Source organism: Pseudomonas sp. 30_B, from assembly GCF_017491605.1.
Taxonomy (GTDB): Bacteria; Pseudomonadota; Gammaproteobacteria; order Pseudomonadales; family Pseudomonadaceae; genus Pseudomonas.
This window is the reverse complement of sequence record NZ_JAFGYY010000012.1, coordinates 18,069-34,226: the sequence shown is the minus strand read 5'-3', so window position 1 is coordinate 34,226 and position 16,158 is coordinate 18,069. Positions and strand designations below refer to the sequence as shown.

General features: G+C 62.8%; 17 protein-coding genes. 4 read left to right on the top strand and 13 right to left on the bottom strand.

Annotated elements, in window-relative coordinates; genetic code table 11:
* Positions 1–44: 44 nt before the first annotated feature.
* The 3 genes from J5M67_RS14975 to J5M67_RS14965 form a co-directional block, all read right to left on the bottom strand.
* The gene (locus J5M67_RS14975) at positions 45–572 is read right to left on the bottom strand and encodes a hypothetical protein (RefSeq protein WP_207886126.1); all 528 of its coding nucleotides are present in this window, start codon (positions 570–572) and stop codon (positions 45–47) included.
* Positions 556–1,353: a winged helix-turn-helix domain-containing protein gene (locus tag J5M67_RS14970; RefSeq protein WP_207886125.1), complete on the bottom strand. Its 798-nt coding sequence runs from the start codon at positions 1,351–1,353 to the stop codon at positions 556–558. The genes J5M67_RS14975 and J5M67_RS14970 overlap by 17 nt, the downstream gene beginning before the upstream one ends.
* 190 nt (positions 1,354–1,543) lie before the next feature.
* Positions 1,544–2,203, bottom strand: coding sequence for a hypothetical protein (locus tag J5M67_RS14965; RefSeq protein ID WP_207886124.1), 660 nt, complete (start codon positions 2,201–2,203; stop codon positions 1,544–1,546).
* A gap of 483 nt (positions 2,204–2,686) precedes the next feature.
* Here J5M67_RS14965 and J5M67_RS14960 point away from each other — a divergent pair, with 483 nt between their 5' ends.
* The 3 genes from J5M67_RS14960 (at position 2,687) to J5M67_RS14950 (ending at position 4,899) form a co-directional block, all read left to right on the top strand.
* Positions 2,687–3,364 carry a DUF3313 domain-containing protein gene (locus J5M67_RS14960; protein WP_207886123.1) on the top strand — a complete coding sequence of 226 codons (678 nt, stop codon included), beginning with the start codon at positions 2,687–2,689 and terminating at the stop codon, positions 3,362–3,364.
* Positions 3,365–3,446: 82 nt separating this feature from the next.
* Positions 3,447–4,121: a MarC family NAAT transporter gene (locus J5M67_RS14955; protein ID WP_207886122.1), complete on the top strand. Its 675-nt coding sequence runs from the start codon at positions 3,447–3,449 to the stop codon at positions 4,119–4,121.
* A gap of 88 nt (positions 4,122–4,209) precedes the next feature.
* Positions 4,210–4,899 carry a GNAT family N-acetyltransferase gene (locus tag J5M67_RS14950; protein ID WP_207886121.1) on the top strand — a complete coding sequence of 230 codons (690 nt, stop codon included), beginning with the start codon at positions 4,210–4,212 and terminating at the stop codon, positions 4,897–4,899.
* 364 nt (positions 4,900–5,263) lie between these two features.
* Here J5M67_RS14950 and J5M67_RS14945 read toward each other — a convergent pair whose 3' ends face one another.
* The 9 genes from J5M67_RS14945 to J5M67_RS14905 all read right to left on the bottom strand — a co-directional run bounded on the left by J5M67_RS14945 (position 5,264) and on the right by J5M67_RS14905 (position 13,062).
* Positions 5,264–5,998, bottom strand: a complete 735-nt coding sequence (locus J5M67_RS14945) for a lipoate--protein ligase family protein (protein ID WP_207886120.1) — start codon at positions 5,996–5,998, stop codon at positions 5,264–5,266.
* Positions 5,995–6,699 (bottom strand): 2-oxo acid dehydrogenase subunit E2, encoded by a 705-nt coding sequence (locus J5M67_RS14940; RefSeq protein ID WP_207886119.1) that lies wholly within the window; start codon positions 6,697–6,699, stop codon positions 5,995–5,997. The genes J5M67_RS14945 and J5M67_RS14940 overlap by 4 nt, the downstream gene beginning before the upstream one ends.
* Before the next feature lie 3 nt (positions 6,700–6,702).
* Positions 6,703–6,936 carry a biotin/lipoyl-containing protein gene (locus J5M67_RS14935; RefSeq protein ID WP_207886118.1) on the bottom strand — a complete coding sequence of 78 codons (234 nt, stop codon included), beginning with the start codon at positions 6,934–6,936 and terminating at the stop codon, positions 6,703–6,705.
* A gap of 4 nt (positions 6,937–6,940) precedes the next feature.
* Positions 6,941–7,966 (bottom strand): alpha-ketoacid dehydrogenase subunit beta, encoded by a 1,026-nt coding sequence (locus tag J5M67_RS14930; protein ID WP_207886117.1) that lies wholly within the window; start codon positions 7,964–7,966, stop codon positions 6,941–6,943.
* 24 nt (positions 7,967–7,990) lie between these two features.
* On the bottom strand, positions 7,991–9,070 hold the full coding sequence (locus J5M67_RS14925) for a 2,3-butanediol dehydrogenase (protein WP_243434685.1): 1,080 nt from the start codon (positions 9,068–9,070) through the stop codon (positions 7,991–7,993).
* A gap of 56 nt (positions 9,071–9,126) precedes the next feature.
* Entirely contained in the window at positions 9,127–10,116 is a 990-nt protein-coding gene (locus tag J5M67_RS14920; RefSeq protein WP_207886115.1) for a thiamine pyrophosphate-dependent dehydrogenase E1 component subunit alpha, read from the bottom strand.
* A gap of 12 nt (positions 10,117–10,128) precedes the next feature.
* Positions 10,129–11,709 carry a GMC family oxidoreductase gene (locus J5M67_RS14915; protein ID WP_207886114.1) on the bottom strand — a complete coding sequence of 527 codons (1,581 nt, stop codon included), beginning with the start codon at positions 11,707–11,709 and terminating at the stop codon, positions 10,129–10,131.
* A 51-nt stretch (positions 11,710–11,760) separates the two neighbouring features.
* Entirely contained in the window at positions 11,761–12,279 is a 519-nt protein-coding gene (locus J5M67_RS14910; protein WP_207886113.1) for a transcriptional initiation protein Tat, read from the bottom strand.
* Positions 12,280–12,780: 501 nt separating this feature from the next.
* Entirely contained in the window at positions 12,781–13,062 is a 282-nt protein-coding gene (locus tag J5M67_RS14905; RefSeq protein WP_207886112.1) for a hypothetical protein, read from the bottom strand.
* A 329-nt stretch (positions 13,063–13,391) separates the two neighbouring features.
* Between J5M67_RS14905 and J5M67_RS14900 the strand changes: the two genes are divergently transcribed.
* A complete protein-coding gene (locus J5M67_RS14900) occupies positions 13,392–15,341 on the top strand; it encodes a sigma-54-dependent Fis family transcriptional regulator (RefSeq protein WP_207886111.1) in 1,950 nt (649 codons plus the stop codon).
* Positions 15,342–15,402: 61 nt separating this feature from the next.
* Here the strand turns inward: J5M67_RS14900 and J5M67_RS14895 are convergent, their stop codons facing one another.
* Positions 15,403–15,954 (bottom strand): VOC family protein, encoded by a 552-nt coding sequence (locus tag J5M67_RS14895; RefSeq protein WP_207886110.1) that lies wholly within the window; start codon positions 15,952–15,954, stop codon positions 15,403–15,405.
* Positions 15,955–16,158: the final 204 nt, after the last annotated feature.

The window sequence follows — 16,158 nt, the reverse complement described above, 5'->3', positions numbered from 1 at the left end:
GCGACTACGGTCGACTCTGCCGGCGATCACCCAGGGCACGTCAGCTATTCCGGCTCCCCGGCATCTGCAAGCTGCGCAGGCGTGACCTTGCAGTAGTACTTGCTCCCCAGACCGTTGTCGATCAGGTAGGCCGAACTGCCCAACCGCTCCAGGCGCAAGCCTATCTCGGCGCCGGGCTGGAACAGGCTCAGGCTGATCATGGGAATCTGGCTATCGGCAAGGCTGTCCGTGCGGCTTCGTCCGGCGCGCTCGACGGACAGCCGCAGGCGGGCCCCGTCACGGCTATAGCGCAACGCCGCGTAGCGGTGCATGTACGCCTGAACCTTTCCCTCGTCATCGAGCACCCGCCCGCGGATACGCAAAGCGCCCTGTCCATCGGAGCCCAGCTCCAGCATGAGTTGTGCCAGCAGCCAGCGCGGCTGCCCACCGGCGTCCAGCGGCTGGACGAACTGGCTGGAGCACCAGACATCCTCGCGCTGTTGCATGGCGCCGAACACATAGGCCGCCACCATTCCCAGCAATGCGAGCATGCCCGCCAGGACCGGCGCCAAGGTGCTAGTAGGTGATTTCATAGGGAAGCATTCCCAGGCATTTGCCGCGTTCATCCAGCAACGGCGCGGTGCACAGGAAGCCCTGTGTCTTCTGCGGCGCCAGCAGGTACAGGTGCAACGGCGTGGCGTGCCATTGCGCCAGTCGTGCCACGTGCAGGGCCTGCTCGCGCCACCGTCGCAGCTCCTGCACCGTCGGCTCGGAATTGCCGGTGGGCAGATAGATCAGCACGTCCTCCTGCTTCAATGGCGCGGCGAACGACAAGGGTGCCATTTTCAATCCAGGGGTCGGCAAAAGGGCTCCCGCCAGATAAGCAAGGATGCCGAGTACCAGGGTTGCGAGAATCCATCGCCCGATCGGCCAATGCGTATGCCGGCGCCCCTCCTGCTCGGCTGGTGGAAGGGACGCAAGCGGTGCCGCCAGTTCTTCCTCGACCAGCGCAGTGGGCGCAGCGTCGCACGACTCGTACGCCTGCCAACTCAAACGCTCGCTCAACCGGTAGCCGATCCGCGGCACGGTGATGATGCATTCCTGCCCGGGCAGGATCGCCTCGAAGGCCACGCGCAACTGACGGACAACCTGGGCAAGGCTGTTCTCCGTCACCTCTAGGCCGAACTTGCCCCAGGCCCCCTCCATCAGATCACGCTTGCCCACCACCACCGCCTGGGACAGGAGCAGCTGGAGCAGGCACCGGCTGGCGAATACGCCCAGACGCTGCGGCTCTTGCGCGTCGTCGGGCCAACGCTGAAGCGTGAAATTGTCGGTATCGAACATCACGCAGTGATTTATGAGGAATCGACTCATCCTGGTCGGTCCGGCCATCGTTATGCAGGTAATCCAGTGAACTTGTTCCGGTATTTCAACACGCTGCCGGGCCGGCTCGCATTGGCCGAATCGGCACCGGGACCAGGCGCTGAGCGGGAAGACCGCCGCCTGCGCTGCTATTCAGAGCGACTCGCAAGCAGGCAGCCCGCCTGCCACGCAACGCAACGCATCAGCCACCCAGGGCGATGATGGCGAACAGCAGGGCCGTACCCACGACCGCCAGCGCCCCGCCGCCCACCCAGGGCGTGCCGCCGGAGTAATGGGCCAGAATCCAGCCGGAGATGAACAGCATCCCCAGGGCCACCAGGTTGGAGAGGCGTATGGCCGTTCCGGTGTGGTCGGTCAGCAGGAACGGGATGACCAGCGGAAAGGTCGCCAGCACCACCAGCAGGAAGGTGCCCAGCGCCCCCTTGATATCCTCCAGGTCCAGCCGTGCGCGAATCGGCGCGGCGTTGGCCAGCAGGCGCATGCGCAGCATCTCCAGGGCGTCCGTCCCCGCCGCCTCGGCGATGCGCGGCGGCAAGGCATCGGCGATCAGGCCCTGGCCTTCGCGTGGGTCAGCACCGCCGCCCAGGCGGGACAGGAGGGTCCGGCTGCGCGTGCGCTCGGTCCAGGTCCGCAGCAGGTAGATGACGGCATCGGCCAGGCCCCAGGCGAGGTTGCAGCCCAGGGCCGCAATCAGCATGGTGCGCGCCTCTTCGCGCCCCGCCGTCGCAACGCTCAGCGAGCCGATGAACGTCATGGCCATCAGCAGGCCGAAAATCACTTCGGTCACGCGATCCACGGGATCGAGGACTCTTTGCCAGGTGCCAACTCGCGGTCTGTCCATCGCGCCCTCTCCACGGCGGCGGACGGGTCGTACCATCCACCGTTTGCTCACTGAGTCAGGGTTGAAGAAGCCGTCGTACAGGAGGTACTCGGCTATCGGCGTCACCGCGAAAAATCGACGTCTCCACGCAAGTAAAGACGCTGGTGCCAACTCGCGCCTGGCCATGACGAACAGAATCCCTCCAGTCGGCGGGATCAACGCATTGATGAACGCCGGATCTGCCTGACGCCGCAACGGCCGACCGCCCCTGGATCGAACGGATCCGATTCGATGGCGCGGGCACGCTCCTCGGTGGCCAGGGACAAAATCGCGCCTAAACTTCTTCGCGATTCTGCTCACAAAAACCAATACGGCTACCTGCGTCGACCACCTGGAACCGGGTCGATGCTCCCGCTGAGGTATTGGCCGTCGGCATGAAGATCGCCAGCAGAAACAAGAGCTTCAGTTCCCAATGCGCCCGACCGTAGCCGAGGAAATCCCATCATGAGCCGAATCGCCAGAACGCTTCTCTGCGCCCTCTTCAGCAGCCTGCTGCTCAGCGCCTGTGTTTCGCAGGTCACGGAGCAGGACCAGTACTCCGGCTTCCTGCCCGACTACTCCGGGCTCAAGGAAGCGACATCACCCAATGGCCACCCGGTGATGCGCTGGATCGCCCCCGGCTTCCAGCCGCGCGCCTACAGCACGGTCGTCTTCGACAGGCTTGAGCTGTACCCGGCGCCCAAACCGACGGAGCGGGTGAACCAGCAAACCCTGCAGGACCTGCAGAGATACGCCAGTTCCACCGCGCGGGAAACCATTGCCCTGCAATACCGGGTCGTTCCCAATCGGCAGTCGGTCCCCGCTGGCCAGCGCGCCATGTTCATCAAGGCCGCCATCACCGGCGTCAGCGCCTCCAACGAAGGCATGAAATGGTACGAAGTGGTTCCGATCGCGGCCGTCGTCGGCGCCACGTCGGCGGTCACCGGGCATCGGGACCAGAATACCGAGCTCTATATCGAAGCCAGCATCAGCGATGCCTCGACCGGTCAGCCGCTGGCCTACGTGGTGCGCAAGGTATTCGGCAAGACGCTGGAAAACGACAAGCAGGCGATCACCGCCGACGATTTCAAGCAGGCCATCAGGGAAATGAACAGCGATCTGAGTATCATGCTCAGCCGGTAGCGGGTCATGCAGCGGCAAGAGTGAAACTCCGCGACTCAGAGGCGGCGGAGACGATCCGGAACACTACAAGGACGCCCCGGATATGAGCAGTTTGTTCGACGCTATCGTTCTCGGCCTGCTGGCCATACTGCCCTTGATCAACCCGCCGACGACGGTAGCGTTGTTCCTGGCCCTTTCCCAGGGCTTCAGCCGGGAGGAAAAGAACAAGCAGGCGCTCCTGACCGCCTTCTACGTGTTCCTCATCATGACGTTCACCTACTACATCGGCGAACTGATCATGGACGTCTTCAACATCTCCATCCCCGGCCTGCGGATCGCCGGCGGCGGCATCCTCTGCATCATCGGCGGCAGGATGCTGTTTCCCCAGCCCCTGCCCGCCGCCGCCGCGCAGGACGGCAATGCCGAACGCGCCAGCTTCGCCTTCATCCCCCTCGCCATGCCCAGCACCGCGGGACCGGGCACCATCGCGATGATCATCAGCTCCTCCGCCACGATCAAGCACAGCACCAGCTTTCCGCAGTGGGTCCTGCTGACCGCACCGCCGCTCATCTTCCTGTCGGCGGCGCTGACGCTCTGGCTCTGCCTGCGCGCCTCGGACTGGATCATGAAGATGACCGGACAATCCGGCATCGATGCCATTTCCCGGCTGATGGGCTTCCTGCTCGTCTGCATGGGCGTTCAGTTCGCCATCAACGGCGGAGTCGAGATCGTGCAAGGCGTCATCAACAGCAACGCGCAGCTCCTCCAGGCCCGGTGAGCACGACGGGAACGCTCGACGCTCGCCGGCGCTACAATGGCGCCCGCACCGATCCCCCCGGATCGGACACGCCCGGAGCCCGCGTCAGATGTTCACCCTCGTAAACCTGGACACACCGCCACCCGAATCCCTGAAGAGTCAGATTCTGCAGATGGTGGTGGACTACTTCAGCGACATCAGCCCGGTGCCGCTGACGCCCAGCAATCCGCTCTATCAGCTGTATCAGTACGTGATTGGCTACGAGGTGCACCTGTACCTGCAAGCCATGGACGGCTCCGCGGGTAGCCCCGCGCGACTGATCCTGGCCCTGGACGATGAAGATCCCTCCCAGGTGCTGGGTTTCGCCCTCTACCTGCCGAGCCGGGACGATGCCGAGGCCTGCACCCTGGCCTATCTGGCCGTCAGCGCCAGCCACCGCCGGCACGGCATCGCCCGCGCCATGCTGCAGCGGATGATCGAGCAGCGCCCCCATGTCGAACTGGCCTGCGCGGCGAGCAAGGCGCCAGTCTTCGAATCAATGGGGTTCCAGGTACTGGCAGCGCAGGGGCCGCACGTGCTGCTGAACACCCGCGACCACCGCTCGGACGGCATGGTGGCGGTGCAGGACCTGGCCCCGATATTCCGCTCCAAGGAAGTGCAGCAGATCCACGCCTACCTGCTGAAGCAGAACGGCAGGAAGGCCATGAGCGAGGCCGAGAGCAAACGCGACCGTTTGCTCGACCAGATGGCGCGTCAGGCTGAGGCGTTGGTGAAAGAGCGTTTTCCGACAATTCACTGAGGCCACGGGGGGATTTGGCTTTCCTGCCTTTGAGCGTCTGCTTTCCACCAAGCCGCCACTCGATGAAGGCAGTTCTCGACGGAAAAGGGAAGCTGTGCGGCATCTGTGTGCTGATGACAGAGATTAACGCCTCCTCCCATCCGTGATGCTGCATTGTACGGCTATCCAAATCAGCGGCACGATACGACCAACTTGGATACACCACGCGCCCAGGCGGCTCTGGGGACAAAGAAACAGCCCAACAGCCTGGATAGCCGCCAGCGGCGCCGTTTATACATGGCCAGGGCCCATAGCAGACGCTTCCTTGCGCCCACTACGACGGGAACGTCTGGATCGTGCTTTTGCTTGGACACCAGGGTCCGGATCAATAGAAAGCCGTCTGACTGCCCGCCCCCTTTTCGGGCGACCACACCTCCCAAGGTATTTCGAACCAGTCAGCGAGGCTTTTCGCTTCCTGCCACACAGGGGCCCGCCACTCATCCAGAGACACGTGACTGCCAGCTCGGCATCGTTGCTCCAGACCGCATCTCTGGTAGAAGCGATTGACCACATCGACCATGGCGGCGCGCTGGTCCTCGAACAGGATTGCACCATGAACCAACACCACCAGGCGATTATCTGCCGCACGCCGCCGCCAACGTTGCGCGGTTCCCACCAGCTTACGGCGCCCCAGGGTCACGTTGAACCGACCGTCGCAGAACGCACCGGAAACCTCCCCGAGACCAGGTAGCAGCCCCATCCCCCTCAACCACTGGCAGATGGGTTCGCACAGTCGCAGATAGGCCGCCTCTATCCGCGACTGTTCGTCCTCCTTCAGCGGCACGATGTAGGCCAAAGCCACATTGAGCACCGCCGACGACTGCGGCACCGGTTCGCCACCGGTGTCTCGCAATGCGATGGGCCAGCCCAACGCGGCACAGCTGATGTCTGCCGCCATGAACCCCGGAAGGCGGCTCAGCCTGCGAGGCATGACCAAGGCGGAATCAGACGGCCGCCATAACAACACACCCCACTCTTCCTCGCCGGCGTGCACACGGTCGAACAGCTGCCGCTCGGCTTCCAGGCCAGCTTCGACACTGACACGCCAGATTTGGCTCATGACGACTCGCCTCCTTCGATCCGCTGGCACAGGTCATCGATGAAGTCGGCGGCAGGTGCACCGTTGACAGCCCGGTGATCGAAGGTCAGCGAAAGTCCCATGAAATCGCGCTCCACCAAAGCACCATCGGAGTCCCGTTGCAGGCGCCGCTGGACGCCTCCCAGTCCGATGATGGCCACCTGGGGAACATTGAGAATGGGGGTGAAAAACCGCACCCGCGACAAGCCCAGGTTGGTCACGGTCACCGTGGCACCCGTCAGCTCCTTCACCGACAGTTTCCCGGAAAGGGCCTTGTCCACCAGGGCCCGGCGTGCCAGCGCCAGGCCCTCCGCATCCAGCTGATCGGCATCGAATAATGCAGGCGCCACCAGGAGATCGTCCGGCAGCGGGATCGCCAATCCCAAATGCACCGAACCGTGCGAAGTGATCTGATTATCGGCCAGGGTTGCATTGAGTCCCGGATGGTCCTTCAGGGTACGTACGATCTCGAACAGCAGCAGGTCCTGGAGCGACACCAGGCTACCCGCAGCCTTCAGCTTCGCCCTTTTAGCCTGAAGGGCCGTCAGCTCGCACTCGGCATGGTGAGTGAGCTGTGCCGCGGTCTGCAGGCTCTCGCTCATCTTCGCAGCGATCATTTTGCGCATGCCTTTCAAGGGCACGGTGCTCCCGGTACCCGCAGCTGGAATCTGCATTTGCCCCATGGCTCACTCCACTAATCCGATGGTTGCGCCCTTGCCGACCACTGCGTCCTCTTCTTCAAGGATCTTCAGCAGACCGGAAGCCGGAGCCTCGATCTCGAACTGTGCCTTCTCGGACATGATCTCGGCCACCAGGTCACCCTGGCCGACTTCGGCACCGTTACTCACCAGCCAGGAGGTGATCACGGCTTCGGCATCGCCTTCCCAGAGGTCGGTTGGAATCAGGATTGGGTTGGACATAGTGTTATTCCTCGTTCTTCAGATTCTGGTAGGCCGCGACGATCTTGGCGGCGGAAGGCATTGCCCAGTGTTCCATGGGCGGGGTGAAGGGAATCGGGATATCGGGAAAGGCGACCCGCTGCGGACGCGCCTTGAGCATGCCGATATCGTGCTCGACGACGCTGGCGATGATTTCGCCGCTGACGCCGAAGCTGTGGTAGTCCTCGTCCACCACAATCAGCCGTCCGGTCTTGCGTACCGACTCGATGACGTGCTCGCGGTCCAGCGGCACGAGACTGCGCAGGTCCACCACCTCGGCACTGACACCCTGCTGCTCCAGTTGCTGGGCAGCGCGCAGTGCGTGGTGCACGCCGGCGCCAAGGCTGACGATGCTGACGTCGCGGCCCTCACGCACAGTCTTCGCCTTGCCGATCTCCACCGTATAGGGGGCTTCCGGTACCGCCACCGTGGCGCCCTTCTCGGTGCCCAACCAGCCCATGCCCTGCAGGGCCTTGTGGAACAGGTAGATAACCGGGTTGTCGTCGCGGATGGCGGCGGTCATCAAGCCCTTGGCGTCATAGGCGTTGCTCGGCACCACGACCTTCATTCCCGGCAGGTGCGCAAAGGTGCCGTAGAGGCATTGGGAGTGCTGCCCTGCGTCGGAATAACCGGCGCCGGTGGAGGCCATCAGCACCATGGGCACGCTGACCTTGCCGCCGGAGAAGTAGGTGTTCTTCGCCATCAGGTTGTAGATGGCGTCCATGCACACGCCGAAGAAGTCGACGAACATCAGTTCGACGATTGGCCGCATGCCATCGGAAGCCGCCCCCACTGCGGCGCCGATGAAGGCGGTTTCCGAAATTGGCGTGTCGCGGACGCGCGCGCTGCCGAACTCTTCGTGCAGGCCACGGGTATTGCCGAACACCCCGCCGAGCTGGCCGATATCCTCACCCATCACGAACACGCGCGGGTCGAGGCGCATTTCCTGGGCCACCGCCTCGGCCATGGCGCGGGCGATGGTGAGTTTGCGTTCTTTGATCGCTGCGGACATTTCTCGATTACTCCGTCTATGGGATCAGTGACGGGCAGCGGCAGGCGCGCTCGGCCTGACGATGATCTTCACGTTCTGGTCCTTGTTGTTCACCAGCTCCTCGAAACCCTTTTCGAGGATGTGTTCAAGTTCGATCCGCCCGGTGATCAGCGGGGCGACGTCCAGGCGACCGTCGGCAATCAGCGCGATCACATCGGCGAATTCGCCGTTGTAGGCCAGCGCGCCCATGACCTGTTTCTCGGTGGCGACTATCTCGAAGAAGTTGAATTCGCTGGGCTCCTCGAAGATGCCCACCATCACGCAACGGCCACCCTTGCGGATGACATCAATGGCCACTTTGGCGGTGGCCTTGTGGCCGATGCACTCGAAGGACACGGCAGCGCCGTAGCCTTCGGTGAGCTCGCGCACGGCGGCGATGGCGTCGCACTGGCTGGGGTCGATGACTTCAGTGGCACCCACTTCCAGAGCCTTGGCCTTGCGCGCCGTGGACATCTCCAGGGCAATGATTCGTGCCGCACCGGCGGCGCGGGCACACATGATGGTGCACAACCCGATGGTGCCGGCGCCGACCACCACCACCGTCTGGCCGAGCAGCCTGCCAGCCTTCTTCACGGCGTGCATGCCCACCGCCAAGGGCTCGATCAACGCACCGGCTTCGGTGGGGAAGCCTTCCGGCAAGCGATACAGCAGGTTGGCGGGAACGTTGACGCGTTCGGCAAAGGCGCCGTTGTTCATCAGCCCGGTAAAGGCAAGGTTCTCGCACAGGTTGTACTGGCCCTGCTGGCAGAACCAGCATTTGCCGCAGTGCTGGCAGGCGTCGGCGGCGACGCGCTCGCCCACCGCGAAATGCGAGACGCCCTCGCCCACGGCGATGATCTCGCCACAGAACTCGTGACCAAGGATGCACTGGCCCTTCAGGCCGGTGAGCGGATGGGCTGTGTCGGTGGGAATGAATACCGGACCGGCCAGATATTCATGGAGGTCCGAGCCGCAGATGCCGCACCACTCGACGCGGATCTGCACCCAGCCGGCCTGCGGTTGCGGCGGGAGGGCGACATCCTGCAGGCGGATGTCGCGGCGGCCGTGCCAGACTGCCGCCTTCATGGTTGGTTGTCGGTACATGTCGGTCTCCGTTCTGTCGTTGTTAGGTTGAGTTCCGTTCACACGAACACCATTTCCAACGCTTCTTCGGGTGCCGGATAAGCGCTGTCGCGGGCAAAGCGCACGGCGGCATCGACGCGGCTGCGGGCGCGCTCGTCGATGTCGGCGGCGGCGATTTCGTCCAGCACACCCAGCTCCAGCAGGCGCTGGCGATAGGCAGGGATGGGGTCCTTGGCCAACAGCGCCTCCTTCTCGCCGGCCGGGCGGTAGGTTTCGCCGTCGCCCATGAAGTGGCCGGCCAGGCGGTGGGTCTCGATCTCGATCAGGGTCGGCCCTTCCCCGGCGCGGGCGCGGGCGATGGCCTCACCGGCGGCAGCGAATATGGCGTCGGCGTCGTTGCCGGGGATGAACACGCCGGGCATGCCATAGGCGGCGGCACGCAGGTAATTGCGCTCGATGGCGGTGGAAGCGGCCTTGGCCACCGAGATGCCCCAAGCGTTGTCCTCGATGACGAACACCACCGGCAGCTTCCACAGCGCTGCCAGGTTCAGCGTTTCGTGGAAGGCGCCCTGGTTCGCAGCGCCTTCGCCCAGATAGGCCACGGCGACGCCGGACTTGCCTTGCAGCTGGCGCGACAGTGCGGCCCCCACGGCTGGGCCCATGCCTTGGGCAATGATGCCGGAGCAGGAGAAATTCACCCTGGCGTCGAACAGGTGCATGTGACCACCCCGGCCACCAGACAGGCCGGTCTTCTTGCCGAAGATTTCGGCGACCATCTCGTCCAGATCGACGCCCTTGGCCACGGCGATGTGGTGCGGGCGATGGGTGGCGGTGACGATGTCTTCGGCCGTCAGATGGGCGCAGATCCCCACGGCGCAAGGCTCCTGGCCGTTGGACAGGTGCATTTCGCCGGGGATGGGCCCATTGGCCATGTTGAAGACTGGCGTCTTGCCTTCCATGTAGATGCGTTCGATGGACTCTTCCAGGTAGCGGCTGACGAGCATCTGCTCGAACATCCAGCGGCGCTGGTCATTACTGGGTGTGGTCATGGGATCGGCTCCTCAGAGGGCACGCTGGTTGATCAGCGAGCCGATGTGCTCGGCCTGGCGCAAGGCAAGGGCGACAATGGTCAGCGTCGGGTTCTGCCCGCCGCTGGTGGTGAACTGGCTACCGTCGGAGACGAACAGGTTGGGAATGTCGTGGCTCTGGCCCCACTTGTTCACCACACCGTCGGCGGCCTTGGCGCTCATGCGGTTGGTGCCCATGTTGTGGCTGGCCGGGTAGGACGGCAGGCGGATGACTTCCGTGGCGCCGACCGCCTCGTAACACTTGCGGGTCTGCTCCACGCCGTGGTCGCGCATGGCGTTGTCAAAGGCGTGGTCGTCCTTGTGCACCACCGGAATCGGCAGGCCGTACTGGTCCTTCTCGGTGCCGTGGAGGGTGATGCGGTTGCTCTCCATGGGCAGGTCCTCGCCGCACAGCCAGACGCCGGACATGTGGTCGTAGCGCTCCATCTTCGCCGTGAAGGCACGGCCCCAGCCCTGTGGAGTCGGGTCGAGGAAGGCGGACATGAATGGCAGGCCGAGCGAGAGGATTTCCAGGCGGTAGCCGCCTACGAAGCCGCGCGAGGTGTTGTTGTAGGACTCGTCCGAAATGATCCCGGCGCAGGTGGTCCCCCGGTACATGTGAACCGGCTTGGGTAGAACCGCGTAGATTCCAGCGGTGGTATGGCACATGTAGTTGCGCCCTACCTGGCCAGAGGAGTTGGCCAGTCCATCCTTGAACTGCGAGGACTCCGAGTTGAGCAGCAGGCGCGGCGACTCGATGGAGTTGCCGGCCACACACACCACTCTGGCTTTCTGCCGTTGCTGGTTGCCCTGGGCATCGGCGTAAACCACTCCGGTGACCCGGCCGCGAGCGTCATGCTCGATACGCAGCGCCATGCTCTGCGGCCGAACCTCGCAGTTGCCGGTGGCCTCAGCCCGGGGAATATCGGTGTAGAGAGTCGACCACTTGGCGCCAATGCGGCAGCCCTGCATGCAGAAACCGATCTGCATGCAACCCGGCCGGTTGTCGTACGGCTGGGTGTTGATCGCCATCGGGCCGGACTGGATTTCCTTGTAGCCGATGCGCTGGGCCCCGGTGGCCAGCACCTTGAAGGAGTTGTGCCACTGGTGGTACGGCATCCCGGTGCTCGGACCGGTCACCCCCATGTGCTTCTCAGCCTTGACGTACCAGGGCTCCAGCTCCTCGTAACTGATCGGCCAGTCCAGCACGTTGGCGCCCTTGATATCACCATTCTCGGTGCGCATGCGGAACTCGAAATCGCGAAAGCGCAGGGCGACACCGGCCCAGTGCACCGAACTGCCGCCGACCGCCTTGACGATCCACGCCGGCAGATTCGGATGGTTGCGCGCCACGTCCCAACCGCCGGTGGCGATACGTTTGTCGAGCCAGGAAATCTTGTTGAACATGGCCCATTCATCGTTCTCGATGTCGGACATCTCGTAACGCTTGCCAGCTTCCAGCACCACGCTACGGATACCTTGCCGGGCCAGGGCGTGGGCCAGGGTGCCGCCACCGGCGCCCGAGCCAATGATCACGACGACGTCGCTGTCGTCCTGGGAGAATTTCGCTGCCATGGGGTTAACCCTCATTGTTGGAATGGATGGAGCCGCGAAGAGAGTGGCCGCTCAGAGCCAGTCGAGGTCGTTGAAGCCACGCGCGATGTAACCGCCCTTCTCCGCCGACGCCCCCTCGTAGCCGAACAGAGGGAACAGAGTCTTGTTGTCGTAGAGACCGAACATCAGCGCGCTACGGGTTTCGCAGAAGAAGGGGGTGGTTTCGATCTCGCGCAATAACGCGACGCGGTCGTCTTCGTTGGCGATGCCCTCGAAGGCTCGGCCATGCACGGCTCGGGCGCGGACCTGCAATGCCTTGATGCCTTCACCAACCAGGTCCGGCTTCTTGCCAACCAGCTCGAACAGCGACTTGGCGTAGGGCGCATCGCCGAGGCGGTCATGGGGATAGATGTCGCGGCCCATGCGCAGCAGACCGGCGGGCAACGGGGGCAGTACGTCGTCGGCGAGGACTTTGAGCGGGATGAGCTGGCCGGTAACGGCGGTGGCACCAATGATCAGTGCGGACTGACCCGAAAGGCTGAGGAAGCGTCGGCGGCTCAAGGTACCGCTCAGGGGAGCAGAATCATGCATGGCAAAAGTTCCAGGCTATTGCCGGCACGCCTGCAAGGTGGGAACAGGTGCGGCCGACGTTGTTGTTATTCGTCCGGGTGCCTTTTCGGCCCCTCGACAGCCATGGAGCAGCTTGTGTGCCAATGCCGACAAATATCTATAACAACCTGTTTTTAAAGAAATTTATCCTGACAGCCAGATACCATGGAGGCAGGACCTGTAAAGCGAAGGCTTTACACCTGTAAGCATCCTTCCAATCGGTTTACAGCCGCACGGAAGTCGATCCGACGTCATGGACGCCTCCCCTGCCCCCGAGAAACCCCCGAAAAAAAAGGGCCCGTGGGCCCCAAGAGAACGTACCGACCAGACCGCTCAAAACACCGGCATCAGGCGTATGTTCAACCTGTGCGCTTCACGAAGGCCGTTTCCACGGCGAATTCCCGTCCATAGGTGGCCGCGACCTGTGTCTTCAGCAGGAAGAACCAGGAGACGCCAAGGTTCCACTTGCCAGCCTCCAGGCGCTCATTCAGTTGGAGTCATCAATGCAGGCAGCCCCGGCACGCCGGGTTGGCTGTGCCCCGCGCGGTACAGCCGATCACGCTCGGCCACATGCAGATAGAGCGGGCCCGGTGTGGTGCCGGCAGGTGCGGCCAGATGATCACTGGCATCGAGATCGGACGCCCTGGCCGGCCACGTGACGGAGAGTCCGCTGGCTAGCAGCACGAGGCCCCACGCAGCGGCCCAGGTTCGGTTGTCGAGTGACGCGGGCCCCGTCAGGCCGGTCCGTTGCAGGTAAGGCAGCATCGAGCATCCTCTTTCTTGTTGTAGTAACCCGGAGGGAACCGGGGTAGCGAGGCGCAGAATGCGTGCCAAACCGTCGGATGATCCTTCAAGGCTATGAATCAAAAGGATTTCTCAGCCACGAGAAGCAAGCCCGATGCTCGCCTTCAAGTGTTCGGGGTATTACAGGTGTAAGAACGATGCGCCTGACCTCGACTAACAGGCAGGTGACGTCGGAGGGCTAAACTCGTAAGGTGATTGCACCTGTGCCAGGCAGCTCCCTGTGCAACCGCTCAACAAGAACAAGATCGTCACGGATCTCGGGCGCCTCACCCTCGAGTCCGGGAGGCCGCATGAGCAACATTTCGACCCCCAGCCTGCATATCGACACCGTGCTGTCCTACGCCAATGACGGTGCCGGGCACGAATCCATCATCACCCGCTCCTGGAAACGCTGTATTCAGGATTACGGCCTGGACCCGGCAAAACCAGCGCCCCCGCGCTTCGTCCCGCGTCAGGTATTGCGAGAGCATCAGGACCATGCAGACGAGCTGATCAATGTGGCGCGGGCCGGTGTCGAGCAGTTGTACCGACACATCGCCGAGCTCGGCTACGTCATACTCCTCACCGACAGCCGGGGCATCACCGTGCAGTTTCTCGGTGATCCGCTGGATGAGGCGGCACATCGCAAAACCGGCCTTTATCTGGGTGCCGACTGGAGTGAAGATCATGCCGGGACCTGTGCAGTGGGAACCTGCATCAAGGAGCAGCAGCCGCTGACCTGCCACCATCATGACCATTTCAGCGCTCACCACGTCGCGCTGACCTGTACTGCCGTCCCGATCTTCAATCCCCAGGGGCAGCTGTTGGCGGTGCTTGATATCTCCGCATTGAAATCGCCGCCGTCCAAGGACTCGCAGCTATTTGCCCTGCAACTGGTCAAGCAATACGCGCGGATGATCGAAGATGCCTACTTCCTGCGCCGCTACCGTGCAGCGCACATCCTCTGCTTCGACCGATCCCGCGAGTTCGTCCTGATCAATCGCCAGTACCTGCTGGCGCTTGCCGGGGACGGCAGTCTTCTGGCAGCCAACACCGCGGCCCGGGGGTTGCTGGGCGACTGTGGCCTGCAGTTGGCGGAGCGACCGTCGGCTCTGGCGCGCAGGATCGGTATCCAGGATCTGTTCGACTGCGTGCCTGAAGATATCTTCAGCATTCCTCACGCCAGTCCCGACCAGGTACGGGCCTTCCGCACCCACCGACAGAACGCCCTGTTCTTTGCCGCCTTGATGGAGCCCAGCCGGGTGCCTGCTGCCCCTCAGGCCCAGCGCACAAATCAGGAAAGCTGCCCACTTGACGAGTTGGCCGACGACGACCCTGTCATGCGCAAAATGCTGGCGCGTGCCAAACGACTGTGCAGCGAGCCGCTGAACGTACTGCTCAATGGCGAAACCGGTACAGGCAAAGAACGCCTTGCCCGCGCCTTGCACGACAGCAGCAACAGGCGGAAAGCCCCCTTCATCGCCATCAACTGTGCGGCGATGCCCGAATCATTGATCGAAAGCGAACTCTTCGGTTACCAGCCCGGCACCTTCACTGGGGCACGCAGCAAGGGTATGCGAGGACTGATCCAGCAAGCCGATGGCGGCACACTCTTCCTGGATGAAATCGGTGACATGCCACTGCACCTGCAGACACGGCTGCTGCGCGTGCTTGCCGAGCAGGAAGTGATGCCGCTGGGCGGCGAGAAGCCGATCAAGGTCGATATCCGTGTCATCGCGGCGAGTCACCGCGACCTGCGGCAAATGATCGAACAAAACGAATTCCGCGAAGACCTCTACTACCGCCTCAATGGCGCAATCTTGCGCCTGCCTGCGCTACGCGAACGGGCCGACAAGAATTACCTGATAGAACGCATATTCAGAGAGCTCTGTGATCAACGCCAACGTCCCGCACGAATCCGGGGCGACGCCATGAGTGCTCTCCTCGGTTACACCTGGCCCGGCAATATTCGCGAGTTACGCAATGCGCTGCAGTATGCCCTGGCCACCGCCGAGACGGATGAAATCACGGTAAACGACCTGCCCGAAGAATGCCTTCGGAGCGTCAATCCAAGGCAGGTCTTGAGCGCTATTCCGGGCCAGGAGCAGCGGACCGCCCATGGGCGTGCAATCGAGGATTGCTTGCGCCGGCAGCGCTGGAATGTCAGCGCTGCAGCGCGTGAGTTGGGAATGTCGCGCCCGACCCTGTATCGCTGGATGAAACTTCATCACATCATTGCGCCCAATACCCTGGACAGCTGAACGGCGACCTCAAGTGCCCTGGCCGGCGCCACGCGGGGCCGACCAGGACCATTGCGCCGAATCAGTGCTCAGGCGTGCGCGGATCCCACAAAAGACGTGTCAATCCGCTCTCATAGCCCATCCCATCGGGGAAGCTGACCAGTTCCAGCTGCAACCCCCAGGGCGCCAGAAAGTACACCCACGTCAGTCCTTTGGCTGGGCCTTCGGTGAAGGTCGATGGGGCATCCAGTATCTGTACGCCACGAGATTTGAGGTAGTCGACCGCTGCCTCCATATCGTCGACATAGAACGCCAGATGGTGTCCACCGACATCACTGTTACGGGGCAACCGGCGATTCTGGTCTGGCGCCGAGTACTCGAAAATCTCCAGGTTGGTGCCATTGCCGCAGCGAACCATCTGGAAGTCGCGAATGGCTGCTCGCGGATGCACATTGAGGTGCCGCTCCATCCAGTCGTCTTCAAAACGAAACTCGCCGAAGGTGAAGTATGGCTCGCAGCCAAGCACCTCGACGAAGAAGGCAACGGCCTCTGAAAGGTTTGGAACTGTGATACCGATATGTTGCATTCCGCGCATTCCAGGCAGAACGCCATTCGGATTGTAATCAAGGGTCATGAGGGCCTCGCTTGTTGTTGTTGGAGTTTCGATAGCTCGGTGCTACCAGACTCCCTGTTGCACACTCGATACCACAAGCTAACCCACTGATTTAAAATGTATTCTTTCTTACCGACAGCCTTAACGGTGTAAAGGTCTTTTACACCTGTAAGGTGTTACAACAGTGCCATTTGATGGCCGCCGCCCCTGCCAAACGGTCCTGCA